Below are 15,414 nucleotides of genomic sequence, written 5' to 3' on the forward strand. Positions count from 1 at the left end.
CGGAAGATTCCCTTTTCAGTTCGGTGTGTCAGTCGTGCGAGACGTTGACGCGTTCCTGGCTGGCGAAGGGAAAACAACGGCCGTAGCTCGTCGCCCCGGGCTTGCTTGGTAGCTGCAACTGAGACTCAATCCCAATAGTAGAGTCAACCTCCCCCCGCTTTTCAAGTCCTCCGATCACCATTTTAAGGCCCCTTGGTAAACGAGCCTTCACCGCCAAAGACGCCCCCCGGTCCGCCCAAACCGATTGGGGCAAGATGCCCCAGCGCTGCGTCATGCCCCGTCCCATCAACGCCTCGGAGAGCCGCTTTGCCTCCCTCGGGCGCATCTTGCAATTTTCTTTTCGCACTGCAAATCGTTGACATTCCGATCGCATCGACGCTTCTTGAGCCAGGTGAAGAGGGCCGTTCATCCCGTTTGGCACAAACCGTGCGTTTAGGACACACCAACGGATCGCATCACTCAGGGAGTGGTGATATCGAGCCGCACCACGGCAGCGTGGATACTTTGATTTTTTAGGCCGCCTTCCCGGTGGCGAACTTTAGGAGCACCTAAATGAGTCTGACAAAATTTGATAAACGACGGGCCCCATGGATCGTAGGGCTCGCGATCACCGCGATGATTGGATCGACAGCGGCAGTGCACTTACAAGCCGAATCCAACCAGCCGCGGGTGACAGCAGCGGTCGCCAACGCGAATTCATTGAGCGAAGCGTTCCGCGAGACAGCTCGTGTCGTCGCTCCGGCAGTCGTCACGATCACCTCGGAAACCGAGGTCGCCAATTCATCGCCGCAGCAAGGCCGGCCGATGGACGATGAGATGATGAAGCGTTTCTTCGGCGAAGGATCTCCCTTCGGCGAGATGTTCCGCGGCCAACCTCAAATGAAACCGCATCACAAACCTTCGGCGGACTCATCCACGCGGACCGGGATCGGATCGGGTGTGGTCATCGATTCGTCGGGCTTGATCCTGACGAACAACCACGTCGTCGCCGATGCCACCAACGTGATGGTCAAATTGGCCGACGGGCGAGAATTCAAGGCGTCGGAAGTGAAAACCGATCCGAAGACCGATCTTGCCGTCCTGAAAATCGATGGTGCTACCGGACTGGTTGCCGCTCGATTGGGAGTTAGCGATCGGATGGAGATCGGCGACTGGGTGCTGGCCTTAGGTCAACCGTTTGGTCTCGAAGGGACCGTGACCGCGGGTATCATCAGCGCCAAAAGCCGTGGGATTGGAATCACAGCGCGTGAAAACTTCCTGCAAACCGATGCGGCGATCAACCCTGGAAACAGCGGTGGACCGTTGGTCAATCTGGCCGGCGAAGTGATCGGAATCAACACCGCGATCTCCTCGCGCAGCGGTGGCAACAACGGCGTTGGCTTTGCAATCCCCATCGATGAAGCCAAATGGGTCAGCGATCAATTAATCAAAGACGGCGTCGTTCGCCGAGCGATGTTGGGTGTTGCCATCCAAAAAGTAAGCCACGAATTGGCCGCCTCGTTTGGCGTCCAATCCAATCACGGCGTGTTGGTTACCGATGTCGTCACCGCTTCACCGGCCGAAAAGGCGGGACTCAAGCAAGGCGATGTGATCCTCAGCTTCAGCGGCCGCGAAGTGCACGACCCACGCGGTTTACAAAACGTGGTCGAACAAAGTGATCCCGGTGCGAAGCAAGCGATCGAGATCATGCGTGACGGCAAGAAGATGACGATCGAAGCGGTATGCGAAGTCCAACCCGATGCCAAGTTGGCCAGCAACGGTGACTCCGCCGCGGCTTCGAAAGTCGAATCGCTGGGGATGGAAGTCAGCGACCTGAACGCAGACCTGGCCCGCAAACTGGGACTCAAGGATGTCCACCAAGGCGTCGTCGTTACTAACGTTGTGGAAGGGAGCGTTGCGGACCGCGCCGGACTCGAACCAGGAAACGTGATTACGCAAGTCGAACGCAAACCCGTCGATTCGGTCGAACAGTTCAAAGCATTGACCGAGGACCACGATCTGTCCGACGCCTTGCTGCTGTTGGTCAAATCGGACAAAGGTTCGCGTTACCTGATCTTGAAGTCGGGAACGTAATCGTCCCCGTCGCCCACCCCCTCGCGCTCGACTTTCGAGCGCTCTTTTGAGGCACGTCGCAACGGCAATGGTTCACCCAGCCAACCGCCGTTGCGACGATTTGCCAAACGACTAATCACCGCATCACCGCTTGAATGCACCAACCAACCCGGAGAAGAGCCCCATGGTCCGCTTTGCCAATCAATCGTCGTCTCATCGCTGGGGCAGCCAGTCCCGCACACTAAGTCGATCCACTTCGAGCAACGACAACGAAGGCCTCGAAGAATATTTCGCCGACGTCTCGAAAACCCGTCTATTGACCTCAGCCGAAGAAATCGCCGCGACAAAGCGGATCAAAAAGACCGGCACCGTCTACCGCCACTGCTTGTTGATGCACCGTCGGATATTGCCTGGAATCATCGACGCTTTGACAACCGTTGACGCCCGCGACGTGCGGATCGACACCGTGATCGAGGTTGCCCCAAACGATCTGCCCAGGATCAAGTTTTTGCGCAAAGCGATCCCGCATGTCATCGAATCGTTGCTGCGGATCGACCATGAAGATACCGTCGATCGGAAACTGGTCGCCGCCCGCCGCTGCAGTCAGGCCAGACGACAATCGGCCCTCGCACGGCTCCGCCGACGCCGACATTCGGTCCGCAACCTATTGAACGACCTGCCGGTCCGCGTCCACATCTTGGAAGCGGTGTTCGATGCGACCGACTGTCAGTCCACATCGCGTCAACTGGATCGAATTTCCAACCGGGCCGACGATCTACGCGGTCACCTGACTGCGTTGAAGCAGGACTTCGTCAGTCACCATCTACGCCTGGTGATCCCGATCGCCAAACAATACCGCGGCCGCGGACTCGGCTTTCTCGACTTGGTTCAAGAAGGGAACGCGGTGTTGATGAAGGCTATCGACAAATTTGATCCCGATCGCGGCTTCCGCTTCAGCACCTACGCGACATGGTGGATTCGGCAAGCGATCAGCCGTGCGGTGGCGGTCCAAGGCCGGCTGGTCCGGGTACCTCAAGCCGCGTTCTCGGGAGTCAAACAGGTCCGTCAAACCCAAGAGCAATTCTACCGCCAGCATCGCCGCGATCCCGACCCACACGAGATCGCGCGGGATGCGGGGATGTCGTTTGAATCGACCAAGCGGGCGTTGGGAGCGCTGCGGGAAACGGTTTCCATCGACGATCGTTTGGACGACGACCGGTTGACGTTGGCCGAAACCCTGCCCGAAGCTTCGGAGACATCCGATCCCGCCTATCTGCAGGAGCAAGAGAACCTGCGCCCGATGGTGCTGTCGATGCTGGGCCGCTTGGAACCGCGTGAACGGCGGATCGTCGAATTGCGGTTCGGGATCAAAGATGGCATCCCACGAACGCTGACCCAAGTCAGCTCGGCAATGTCGCTGTCCCGCGAGCGGATCCGACAGATCCAAACCCAAGCGCTGTCAAAGTTGGAAGGGATGAGCGAAGAGCTCGACGACTTCTAAGCCAGTCCGGCGGCCAACCGATTGGCCGATCGCCCAGCGAACTTCGCACCGAGGTTCGCTGAACCGTTAACCTCCCCCGCGGCGCGCGGGCAAGTTGCAGTCCGCTGATATGTTGCAGCGGCTGCGCGAACCCCGCGTCGCGGAATTTGGAAATCATTTGGCCGGTTTATCGGTTTCGTGCAAGACGACGCCCTGTTCATCGCGCCAGATAAATCGCAGCGTCGCGGGCTGCGAATCGCCGGCCGGCGAAAGTGTCACTTCCAAGAAACCTCCCGATCGCGGATCTTGCAAATAGGGCTGTTGGATCAAACCCTCGGGATCGGTCGATGCGGGATCGCCCGCCTTCCGGCCGAGCCGCGAATTGGCATCGACCAACGCGCCGCAAGAGAACTCTTCGATGCCAGAGGGATCGATCGCGTGATATTGCCAATGCCGGTCGCCGCAAACGACAAAGAAGTTTCCGTTGTCGATCCGTTTGGTCTTCAACCAGGCAAAAAACTGGTCCCGTTCGGTCCGAAAGCCACCGATGTTGGCGTGATTGTCGGTCTTGCGTTTATCATCGGGGCCGACCATCGGAGTCGGCGAGATCAACAACTTAAACGTTGCATCGCTCGCTTCCAACGACTTCATCAACCAAGCTTTTTGCTCCGCACCCCAGATCGTTTTCTCGGGACCATCGGGCATCGAATTGTCGCTGCGATACATCCGGTTTTCCGTAAGCCAGATCTGCAGATCCTTTCCGATCCGGAACGTGCGATACGTCTTGGCATCGGAATCGTCCGCTTGGGCGACGGGCAATTGTTCCAACATCAACCGGCGGCCAAGAACCGGCGTGGGACTGTAGTTTCCCGAATTATCACAATCGTCTTTCCGGAAATCGTGATCGTCGATCATCCAGTAAGTAGGGACCTCGCCAAACAGATCCCGAAACCGTGGCTGGATAAACTGTTCGTGCCACTTCTGCCGCAGTTCGGTGACAGTTTTGGCGCGGGGCTTGTCCGGCGTGTCGTAATAGACGTTATCGCCGGTTCCAATAAAAAAGTCGGGCCGCAGCTTCAAGATCGACGCCAACGCCGGATAGCCCAACGGTTTGTCGACACCAGCATAGGGGGCCGGAAGATTGGTGTTGTTTTCGACCCGGTGCTGCTTCAAATCGATTCGTTGGTCGCCATGAAACTTGGCGTAGTTCATCCCCGTCACAACGACAAACCGAACCTCCGCAGTCGCGTCGACCGCCGGCAATGTCTTGAACCGTGCAACCGGTCCCGGCTTGCCGACGTCCGTCCCCGAAGTGATTGTCGTCTCGCAGCGGTATCGAGTCCCGGGCTGCAACGATTTGAAGGTCGCTCGGGCGATAAAGTCGCGGTGCTCACTGGCCTTGAGAATCTGCTTGGCAACGACCTGATCATTTCCCTCTTTGAACAACCGGAAACTAACGGTTCCAGCGGCTCCTGGCAAATCGCGTTCGACCAAATTCTCCCCAACCGTCAACCGAACTTGAACATGGGCGGCCGTACTGGTCAGTTCGCCAACCATGATCCCCATCCCGGCTGCCGGTGCCGTCGATTTGCTGGACGGTTGAGCCCATGTGGGCAATTGGCAAGCGACCAACAGGCAGAACAGTGTTAGGAAACGTCGCGAGTTAACGATAGTCTGCAAGGTGAAACCCCATCGAATGTCATGCGTCTGTATTTCACGGGTGATGTGAAAACATTCTAGCAAACGATTCCTCGGAAGCGTAGAAAGCTCCAACGAAAACGGTTGCCGACATGTCCGTAGGACTTCATGAAAGGATCGTAAGGCGGGATCGATACGCAAGGTGGGATCGATTTAGGTAGGTCTTCTTTTCAATTCGGTGGACGATCAGTTGGCAAAGCTGAGGAACGCCAGCACGCCCAACTGTACCAACGCAACTCCACCGGCAGCCAGGTTGGCGAGATGGTGCTTCCAATGACTGATCATGAAGAGCGCTCCGATCGACAACACCGTACCACCACACTTCATCCCGATGAACCGAGCCAAGTGCTCGACCCCCATCCCATGGATCGAATCGAGATTCAAGATCCCGCGGGCGACCGGGTTCTGTTCCAGGTAGGCCAACGAATCGGCAAACTTAATTGTCAGATAAATGTCATAAGCCGATACCAGCCCGATCCAAATCGCCAACAGTGCTAGGATTGTTGGCGACGTTTCGATCCAGCGTGCCCAGTTTTTTGGCATTTGCAAGATGTCGACGTTGTTCCAATCCGCGTCCCATTGTCCCGTTGCATTGCTCATTGCTCTGTTTTCCCGTGCAAAATCGAACTTGTGGCTATCAGGGTTGGCAACCTCGCCAATCCCATTTCCGTTCCGGCCTTAGGCAATGCAACTGCCGTGCCGTAGACAAGCCACCTTACGGAAGACATCGCCCTTAGAGTTCAAAAACAATGATGAAAAACAGATTAAGGAAATCCAGCCGCCATTAGCCCGAAGCCCCCCCACATGTCGCATTGGGTTCAGATCGCACCGCTGCAGACGCCGCAACGCTACAATCCTTCCCCCAGCATCATGCTGACCGCCGCGACGATCATCGTGATAGCGTTCAAACAAAAATGAACCATCAACGATGGCCAAATGCTATGCGTCTGGCGATAGAGGTATCCGAGCCCCAAAGCGAGGAAGAAAAGCGTTACCGGAGCAGGGCCATGGCCAAGATGGGCCAATGCAAAAAACAGGCTGCTGACCAGAATCGGCCAATATGGGACGGTCCGGTCGGGTGCTGTCGATCTCTCCCCATCGCCAGCCAGCCCTTCTCCCGACGGCGCACCGCCATCGTAAGTACTTGCACCGGCATCCATTCCAACATGGCCAGAGCTATCCCCAGCCGGCGATGCATCCTTCATCCCCTTGCTTTCCAACCAGCCTTGCAGGACGACGCGAAACAAAAACTCTTCGGTCAAGGGTGCGACAACGACCGCGACCATCGCCATCGGCAACAGATAGATCGGGTCTCCCGATTCTTGCAGCAATTCCAAGACCGGGTGTTCGTATTCGACCCACCACAGCGTCAACAACGCCTGCAACAGATAGATCGGGGGCAACAACGCGACCACTCCGACCAAGCCCGCGGTTAGGTGCGACCAACGCAGGGCGAACCCAAGATCCAAGGCGCTCGACCGATACAGGGCCACCAACCATAAGATCACCAGACCACAAGCAAGGACTCGCGAACCTCCTTCAAGGGTCAACAACGTCGACATATCCGACAACGAGATCGGCGTCTTCTGCGGATCCTCGGGCAATTCCAACCAACCGCCCCGTTGGGCGATAAAGCTGGCGGCATTGGCCAACAGAACAACAAGCCCCAAGGAGACGATCACGCCATCGACCCCCCAGCCCACCGGCGTGCGCCGTTCCAGCGGCAAGAACTCGCCCCCCTGCCACAGCCGACGCAGTCCCAGCGACCACGTGAACAAGCTACCGAAGACCATTGCCAACGCAAACAGGCCAAAGACAGCCGAGAAAATTTCCAGAGGGCTCATCGATTCAGTGCTACCGGTGGGAGTGAGTCGGCGGAGTGGAGCGAATCAGTAAAACTAATTCAATTACGCAACAGAAAACAGGGCTACCGCGGTCCAACACGATCCGGGCGAAACCAGTAAACTCCGATTCCTGATCCGACCACCGCAAGACTCAACATCAGGCTGGTCGGACTCTGTTGGTAGCGATACAGACACCCAACGATCGCGATTCCGAGCGTCATGAGTCCGAAAACGGCGGGCAGAACCGGCCACATGATCGTTGGTCGCTGCCCCGGCTGACCGCGAAACCTGGGCAACAACAGGCACAATACGGTCGACGCGGCGCTGACGGACAGCAGAAAACTTGTGTAGTCCAACAAATCCTGGACGGTCGCCGCGCAGACCAACAAGGTCGCCAAATAGGCTTGCAATAAGATCGCCGTCCGCGGCACACCATCGCTGGGAATGAACCACCGCGGCAACATTCCATCTTCGGCCATCTTCACATACACCCGCGGGCCAGCTTGCAACATCGCCGAGACGCTGGTCGCCAACGATAGCGCCACCAATAACTGAACCGCCATCCCAAGCGTCTCACCGCCAAGATAGTCCCCGACTACCGCGGCAAGATCTCCGCGGCCGACGATTTCCGACAGCGGGGCGGTAAACAAGAAAACGGTGTTCAACAACAAATAGATCACCGAGACGCCGACGGCGGCGAACAACATCGATCGGCGAACGGTCTGCTTCCCCAAGCGAGCTTCCCCCGCGACATAGATCGATGCATTGAAGCCGGCGAAACTGAAAGAGATCCACATCAATTGGTTTGCGTAGGTGGAGAAACTGGGCCCCGCCGCCGCTGCGGCATCGGTCGCCTCAACCGCCGCAGGCAATTCGACCGCCGCGATACCGATCGCGATGAAGCCCACGATCGCCAGCAACTTAATCCCCACCAAAATGTTTTGGCCGATCGTCCCCGGGCCGGTCTGGAACAAGTGCAGCAGTGCCGCGAGGGCGATCAAACCGACCGCCGCCATGATCTTCTCGCGCGGCTCGTCGGCCCCCAATTGTTCGGGCAAGTAGTTCACAAAAGTTGTCGCCGCGAAAGCGATCGCGCCGGTAAACCCTGCCAGCAACGAAATCCAACCCGCCATGAACCCGGCCAACGGATGGACCGCCCGCGACAGGAACAGATACTCACCGCCAGAGCGGACCAATTGTCGCGACAGGCCGCCGTAACAGATCGCTCCCGCAATCGCGATCACCGCCGCGACCGCCCACATCGCCAGCACGCGCGTCGGGGTCCCCAACGCTTGCAAGGAATACCCGCTGGTCGTATAGACTCCGGCCCCAATCATGTTGGCGATCACCAAGCAGACCAGCGACGTCATGCCAATCGTTCGTTTCGGCCGGTTAGTACTACTCAATCGTCCGATCACCTGAAAAAGACTGCAAACCCGAAGTTTTAGGTCCGCCATGAGCCCCCGTCCAGACCACGACGGGGAAAGGTCCCACCGGCGTCGAAAGATCCACAGGTTGGCTACGTTGGCGCGTCTAAACCGGTTAACATAGGAATTGGGTCGCCCACCCGTTGCTCGCCCCCGTTAAAGGAACACGTTTGTGTTACCCAAAGAAGAACTCGTCGAACAAGCTTACTTCTTCCGCATCCTCAGCGAGCGGATGGGAGAACGCTTGGCGATGCAAGACCTGCTGAAGCAAGTCAAATACGAACTGCTGACCAGCACCAAACTGCCGATGGCAGTCGATTTCCTGCTGACCGAACTGCTGCATGGTGGTGCGATGGGGCCGGCGATGCGTCGCATGAAACATTACTTCACCCCGTTCCAAACCTTCCTGGTCGACGAAGCCGAATACGCCAGCGGTCGATTTGGGATGCAGATCGCTGTCCAAGTGTTGCAACACGACGCCGAATATCGCAGCCGCGAACCGAGTCGTCAGGGTTGTTTTCTGTACCAATTTGAAACCCTCTGCCGAAACCGACTGCGATACGATCAAGGGCTCAAGGCGATGAGCGAAGACCCGATCTACGACGCCCACTGGAGCCATTGGCTGTTGGAGGTTCGCCATCAGATCGGCTTGGTCGACCTGGCCGACATGATCTTTCTACGCAGCGAGGAATACGTCAATCGAAAACGAGCGATCGAGGGACCTCAGTTCGAACCAAAACTCCCCACGCTATTCGGCGAACACGAGGGGCGGATGGCGATGGCCAACCACCGCAAAGATCCACTGTTCCTGTTCGCCGCGATGCAACGCCATCTCGGATACCCCCAAGTCCCCAAAGCCAAAGCGGCCGATCCCAACGTCGACCTCGTTCCCCAATTGATGCGGCGGATGGAGCGATTGGAAACACGACTCAAGATCATGGAGGAAGAACAGCGTCAAGGACTCGATCTAACCAAATTTTACGTCGGCCCGCAGACGCCGTCGGCCGCCAACGACGAACAGCCCGAAGATTGATTGGGGCGAACCGCTTCGTCCCCCAACGCATCCGAAATCCCATCCCTGCCAACGCATCCGATTATGAATCTCTTCGACGATCCCACCGTTCCTCGATCGATCGCCCGACGTGATTTCTTGCGTCAGTTGTCCGCTGCCAGCACCGCCGCGTTGGCCGCCACCGCACCTCGCCCCTTGTCCGCTGAAACCGGCGGCGACATGGAACATCCACGCCCCACCGCCGATGCCTGCATCTTGCTTTGGATGGGAGGTGGCATGGCGGCCCCCGACACCTTCGATCCCAAACGTTACCTTCCGTACGAACCCGGCCTCGCCGTGGCCGACATGCTTAGCACCTTTCCAGCGATCGATACCGCCGTCGATCAGATCAAGATCTGCGAGGGGCTGGAACACATTGCCGGCGTGATCGACCGGGGAACGTTGATCCGTTCACACGTCCAACCCGACCTTGGCAGCATCCTGCATTCGCGTCATCAATACCATTGGCACACCGGATACGTCCCGCCGCAAACCGTCGCGGCACCTCACATCGGTGCCTGGATGTCGCGCGTGTTGGGACCGCGGAACGAAGTCATGCCGGCCTTTATCAACATCGGACAACGTCTCGAAGGGGTCGGCGAGAGCGAAGAACTGAAGGCCTTCACCACCGCTGGCTTCTTCGGCTCGGAGTTTGGGCCGATGAACCTCCCCTACCCAGACCAGGCCGCGATCTCGGTCCGACCACCCAAGGGAATGCGTTCGCAACGGTTTGCCGATCGCAACCGCTTGTTTCGCCGCTTGGTCGACAGCAACCCCAATCGCGAACTGATGAGCGACTACCAACAGCAGTCGATGTTGCGGTCGTTCGATTCCGCCTACCGCTTGCTCAGCAGCGACGATCGTAAAGCATTCGACATCACCTTGGAGCCCAAAGAAAGTTTCGACCGCTACAACACCGGCCGTTTTGGACAAGGATGCCTGTTGGCGCGACGCTTGGTCGAATCGGGGGCTCGGTTCGTCGAAGTGACCACCGAATACGTCCCCTTCTTGCACTGGGACACGCACAACGATGGACACGCAACCGTCGAACGAATGCATCGCGAAATCGATCGCCCCGTCGCCCAATTGATCACCGACCTGCAGCAGCGTGGGCTGTTGGACCGCACGCTTGTCATCCTGGCATCCGAATTCAGTCGCGATGCATTGATGGAAGGCCAACCCGGTTCCAACGCCAACGATCAAGCGACCGCCAAAGTCGACGTGCTCAGCGAGATGAAACACTATGGGTTGCACCGACACTTCACGGGCGGTTCGAGCGTCTTAATGTTTGGCGGCGGCATGAAACAAGGTTTCCTGTACGGAGCCACCGCGCCGGAACGACCATTGATGGCGATTGAAAACCCGGTCACGATCGAAGACCTGCACGCCACGATCATGACCGCGATGGGAATCAGTCCACAGACCGGTTTCGATGTCGAAGGCCGTCCGTTTTATGTCACTGAAGATGGCAAAGGCAAATCGGTCGGCGAACTGTTTGCCTGACCCCAAGCGTCTGCTCGTCGATCTAAATCCCTGCCGACCCCGGCGACGTGGCCGGAACCGCCGCTGGTTCCATCGCTTCGATCCACTGGCGAATCAATTCTACCCCCTCTTCATCGACTAACGATCGGCCGATTTCTGGCATCATTTCGCCGACGTGATCCGTCTCCAACCGATGCATCAAAATCGAAGCGTCCGGGTGGCCAGGAACGATGTCGTACAATCGTCCCCCCGTACCACGCCCCGCCGCAACCGGCGTTTTATAGACGCCCAAGCGATACGGTTCCGCCACACCGACATGCAGGTGCAGTCCCGAATTGCGAGCCGGCCCGATCGGGCTGTGGCAATGCGCACAATTCACATCCAACCATGCCCGGGCGCGGGCATTCAAATCGCCCGTTGCTTCGTCGTTCCAAACCGCAAACCGCGGCACCTGCGTGGAGTCGGGCAATCCAGTCAGCAGACCAATCTCGGCCCATCGCCGCAATTGGTTCTCCCGCCCGTCGGTGTAATCGAAATCGCGATTCAAGTTACCAGCGGTGGGACCGATCGGCTCGAACTTTTGATTCTCATGGCAACGTTTGCAGTCGTTGAAATTCGGCACCAAATGCGTGTTGCGACGATCACGGCCATCGCGATGTTTCCATTTGACTTCGACCGCCCCGCCGGTCAACGACAGCATCGCATCGGTCTGTTCGTCGTTCCAAAGATAAGGCAAACCGATCCAACCGGTCGGCTGGTGCAACATGATCCGCGTCTCGATCAGTCGACGCCCCTGTCCCGGTTGCGTCATGTCATGCGGATAATAGAACGTCTTTGCGAGCACCGTTCCCACCGGAAAATCGAACACGTCGGTTGGTTGATACGCCACCGTAACCCCATCCGGCAGACGGACCACGCGATGTTTGGCCGCATAGTCGGAGAAGAGCGGCGTGTTGACATCATACGGCAGCACGCCAGCGGCAGGTTCCAAATTGGCCAACGCGCCGTCGAACAATGCGTACTGCGAAAGCCGCGGCAAATACTTCGCCCGCCGCGTCCGTCGCGACTCGTTCGTTGGAACGGGATCGGCATCGACCGCGACGATCGATTCAGATGTTGAAGAACCATCACCTGTCGCATCCCCAACCGGCACCGACTGGCGACAGCCCAACAAACCGAAGACCAGCACTGCAGCAAGCGTTGCGGTAAACGCAAGTTTTTGAAGAGAAGAATTCTGCTTCGCCGTGGCGGTCATCTTCATTCGACTCCAGAAAGCACGATCGCCGCCAACGGATCTCGCGCGGCGGCATAGTCACCGCTGTCGTCGCTGATCTCCGCCCCCTTCCCCTGCAACATCGCTGCCAGCCCCAGGTTCACGAAGGTCGCATCCCCATTGTTAACGATTCCCCAGGCAAGCGTATCGGGCAACTTCCCATCGACCAACTTGGCCGGATCCAAAACCCCATCGACCACAATGTCGGGCATCGGCAATTTTCCAGCTTGCTTGTAAATGTCACCGAACACCCCCTGTGGGTCTTTGCCACCGTCGGACATCCGATTGTCGTGGATGTGAATCGCTTCGGGATACGGATCGTATTGCGGATCGTCGAACTTCCGCTGCGTCGCCAAAAAGCTGACGACAGCACAGTTGGCTGTTTTGTTCCCGTGAATGTCGTTTTCAAAGACTTCGACGTGATCATTGGCCATGATCATCAAACCGGTCCCGGCGGGAACCGTTGCCACCATCGCCCCCTCGTGAGCGAAGTTCGGATGGTTATTGTCAAACAGTCGGTTCTTGAAGACTCGGGTGTGGCTGCCATTCTTCAGCTGCAGACCGGGGAGTGAAAAGACCAAGATCCCGCCGGTATTGTTGGTCGCTTCGTTCTCGTAAACGTCGGCCCCAATCGTGTTTTCGATTTCGATTCCGGCCACGTTCCGCATCGCACGATTGTGGCGGACGATCGTCTGCCGGGTTTGGCCGACGTAGATTCCAGCATCCGATGCGCATTCGGCAACACAGTGCTCGATTAAGACATTCGAACACATCACCGGATAGATCCCGTAAGCTCCGTTCTGCTCGCTGGGGCCTTCGCTCCACCAGGTTCGGATTCGGCGGATCGTGACCTCGTTCGAATCGCTGATTTTAATCGCATCGCCGGGAGTGTTTTGAATCGTCAAGTCCTCGATCGTAAATCGGTCGGCTTTCACCATCAGCCCTTCGCCCCCCGATCCCTTCCGCTGTCCGGTAAAGTTCAAAATCGTGTCGTCGATCCCCTGGCCGCGGATCGTGATTCCCGCGATTCCGTCTAGCGAAAGCGTACCGACAAATTCGAACGTACCCGCCGCAAACTCGATCACGTCCCCGGGCTCCGCCGTGATCAACGCCTCCTGGGCTTGAGCCTGCGCCTCGGGCCCCGGCATGATCACGCTGGTAATACTTTCGGAAATCGTTGCGGTCGCGTCGGGCGACACGCTTTCAGCAGCGTCCGCGATCGTTGAAACCTCCGCACCGCTGTCGGCCATCGGCGAATGATCGCGACAACCGATCGACGCCAGCGTTCCCAGAGACAAAAGAATCAGAGTCACTCGTATCATTGTCGCGGCTCACTAGATTAAGAGTTTTGAAATGCGGAAGTCTTCAGTTCGAATGTCGTTGTCCTGCCCGCGTTATCCACGCAGCGCATGATAGATTATCGCAGGCAGCCGCATCGGGCCTGCTTTTTCGTAGAACCGGATCAAGCTGCGGCCCAACCGATCCGCGGTCCGATGACTCGGAAACCAAACCGGTTTGGGCGAACTGCTCAACGGACCAAACAACACCGTCTTATCGATTCCGGCCAGCCCAAACGTATTGTGAACGTGCCCAAGGCCGCTGGCCGGTGCCGCGAGAGTTCCGCTGTGGTGACCTCCCCATGCAGGCGTCATCAAGCCATAGACGATTCCCGACCATTGGTTTAGACAAACCGAACCGTAGCGCAGCCGATCGATAGCACGTTCCAACTGGGTGCGATGCTGCTTCCGCCACGCATCGGGAAGCGTCAGCGTGCAGCACAGCGTTCCAAAGACCCGATCGTTGACAAAATCGACCGCCTGCTCGAGAAACCGATCCGGTGCGGCTTCATCCAATTGCGTCTCGGCGCAGACGCACACAAACGACTCCTCCTCAAACAGATGAGGCGTCCGATCGGGGCGCGCATCGCGGATCAACGTCCACGGCAAACTTTCCTCATCGCCGCTGGGCATGAAACCGGCAGCGCGCTCGAATCGCTCTCGGGAACCTGGGTAATAGGCGTAGCGAGGGGGTACATCAGCCAACAGAGAATCGACCAAGTCCAAGAACTCTTCTCGCTGCGACCAACCGCGCGACGTCACAATCAATTTGGTCGCAACACAATTGTACGACGCATTGGCAACGATCGAAGCGACCAAGTGTTCCGCCTGAGATTTCAGCTGACGCCGCGAATACTCGCCCGGCACGATCACCCAAGGCGTCACGTTCCCCAGTTCGCTCGTGATCGTTTTGGTCACCAACGGCGAGTTGTCTCGCTGGCGCTGCGCTCTCTGCTGCGGATCGGTCCCCCAAACGATGGCATCATGCGTCAAATGAGAACCGGTCAAATGAAGCGTATCGATCCCGTCATGCTGGACCATGGCAGTCCCCAGCTCGCGATCGCCACGAACGATCCGCAACAGATCCGCGTCGATCAACGGTTGGAAAATCTTCATGAAAACCGGCATCAAATATTCGTTGACCGGATTCAGCTTCAACAGTACCGCTTCGAATTCGTAGAAGATCTTGTGCAAGGCATCGGTCGCTGGAATCGCGCTGACGTTCCCCGCCCCTAACACCCCTGCGACTCGCGCCGGACGATCGCGCCGCGTTTGCCAAACGTCACAAAACATCGAAGCCTCGTCGACGTGCGGCTGCAGCCAAGTCTCCGCCTGCAGCCCTTGAAATATCAATCGATCGTACAGCGAACCGACTGGCAAGATCGGCACACACAATCGTCCCAACGAATTCGTCCGCAACGATCCTGGCAGACGACGCGTACCGGTCTGATGCAAGTCGCGAAACGCGGCAGCGACCAATCGCAAGTACCGCAACAAAGTCCCTGGTCCGGCGAGGATCTCTTCGGACGCAACGGGGCGATCTACAGCGATTTGCTTCGCTTCACAACTGACGCGAATCCATTCATCGGCATGTTGCACCACCGCCGCGGCGCATGCATCGACCAATTCGCAACAGTCCAACAACGGAAGCACTTTTAATCGCTCCGCCCCCGATCGAAGTTCGATCACCGCCGCGTCGAGCGCCGCGATATCGTGTGGTTGGCGTTTTGACACTGAATCAATTGCCATACAGATGCACTGTAGAGAGAA

11 protein-coding genes are annotated in these 15,414 nt (G+C 57.7%); 4 read left to right on the forward strand and 7 right to left on the reverse strand.

Annotated features, from left to right (window positions below; all coding sequences use genetic code 11):
* The first annotated feature begins 552 nt into the window (after nucleotides 1-552).
* Both EC9_RS13290 and EC9_RS13295 read left to right on the forward strand, forming a co-directional pair.
* On the forward strand, nucleotides 553-2,073 hold the full coding sequence (locus EC9_RS13290; RefSeq protein ID WP_145345916.1) for a Do family serine endopeptidase: 1,521 nt from the start codon (nucleotides 553-555) through the stop codon (nucleotides 2,071-2,073).
* 163 nt (nucleotides 2,074-2,236) lie between these two features.
* Nucleotides 2,237-3,553, forward strand: a complete 1,317-nt coding sequence (locus EC9_RS13295) for a sigma-70 family RNA polymerase sigma factor (RefSeq protein WP_145345918.1) — start codon at nucleotides 2,237-2,239, stop codon at nucleotides 3,551-3,553.
* A gap of 153 nt (nucleotides 3,554-3,706) precedes the next feature.
* Here EC9_RS13295 and EC9_RS13300 read toward each other — a convergent pair whose 3' ends face one another.
* The 4 genes from EC9_RS13300 to EC9_RS13315 form a co-directional block, all read right to left on the reverse strand.
* Nucleotides 3,707-5,212, reverse strand: coding sequence for an alkaline phosphatase D family protein (locus tag EC9_RS13300; RefSeq protein ID WP_246105659.1), 1,506 nt, complete (start codon nucleotides 5,210-5,212; stop codon nucleotides 3,707-3,709).
* Between the two features lie 204 nt (nucleotides 5,213-5,416).
* Complete coding sequence (locus EC9_RS13305) at nucleotides 5,417-5,830, reverse strand: hypothetical protein (RefSeq protein ID WP_145345920.1); 414 nt, start codon at nucleotides 5,828-5,830, stop codon at nucleotides 5,417-5,419.
* 248 nt (nucleotides 5,831-6,078) lie between these two features.
* Nucleotides 6,079-7,074 carry a CPBP family intramembrane glutamic endopeptidase gene (locus EC9_RS13310; RefSeq protein ID WP_145345922.1) on the reverse strand — a complete coding sequence of 332 codons (996 nt, stop codon included), beginning with the start codon at nucleotides 7,072-7,074 and terminating at the stop codon, nucleotides 6,079-6,081.
* An 83-nt stretch (nucleotides 7,075-7,157) separates the two neighbouring features.
* Nucleotides 7,158-8,444: an APC family permease gene (locus EC9_RS13315; RefSeq protein ID WP_218934111.1), complete on the reverse strand. Its 1,287-nt coding sequence runs from the start codon at nucleotides 8,442-8,444 to the stop codon at nucleotides 7,158-7,160.
* A 229-nt stretch (nucleotides 8,445-8,673) separates the two neighbouring features.
* Here EC9_RS13315 and EC9_RS13320 point away from each other — a divergent pair, with 229 nt between their 5' ends.
* Together EC9_RS13320 and EC9_RS13325 are read left to right on the forward strand one after the other, a co-directional pair.
* On the forward strand, nucleotides 8,674-9,534 hold the full coding sequence (locus EC9_RS13320) for a hypothetical protein (protein ID WP_145345926.1): 861 nt from the start codon (nucleotides 8,674-8,676) through the stop codon (nucleotides 9,532-9,534).
* A 63-nt stretch (nucleotides 9,535-9,597) separates the two neighbouring features.
* Nucleotides 9,598-11,055 (forward strand): DUF1501 domain-containing protein, encoded by a 1,458-nt coding sequence (locus EC9_RS13325; protein WP_145345928.1) that lies wholly within the window; start codon nucleotides 9,598-9,600, stop codon nucleotides 11,053-11,055.
* Between the two features lie 22 nt (nucleotides 11,056-11,077).
* On the opposite strand, the gene EC9_RS13330 is transcribed toward EC9_RS13325, so the two are convergent.
* The 3 genes from EC9_RS13330 to EC9_RS13340 all read right to left on the reverse strand — a co-directional run bounded on the left by EC9_RS13330 (nucleotide 11,078) and on the right by EC9_RS13340 (nucleotide 15,378).
* Nucleotides 11,078-12,295, reverse strand: coding sequence for an SO2930 family diheme c-type cytochrome (locus tag EC9_RS13330; protein WP_145345930.1), 1,218 nt, complete (start codon nucleotides 12,293-12,295; stop codon nucleotides 11,078-11,080).
* Nucleotides 12,292-13,620 (reverse strand): parallel beta-helix domain-containing protein, encoded by a 1,329-nt coding sequence (locus EC9_RS13335; protein WP_218934112.1) that lies wholly within the window; start codon nucleotides 13,618-13,620, stop codon nucleotides 12,292-12,294. Before EC9_RS13335 ends, EC9_RS13330 begins: the two co-directional genes overlap by 4 nt.
* 81 nt (nucleotides 13,621-13,701) lie before the next feature.
* Nucleotides 13,702-15,378 (reverse strand): aldehyde dehydrogenase family protein, encoded by a 1,677-nt coding sequence (locus EC9_RS13340; RefSeq protein ID WP_218934113.1) that lies wholly within the window; start codon nucleotides 15,376-15,378, stop codon nucleotides 13,702-13,704.
* Between the last annotated feature and the right edge of the window lie 36 nt (nucleotides 15,379-15,414).

Origin of the sequence: Rosistilla ulvae, from assembly GCF_007741475.1 — a bacterium.
GTDB classification, from domain to species: Bacteria; Planctomycetota; Planctomycetia; order Pirellulales; family Pirellulaceae; genus Rosistilla; species Rosistilla ulvae.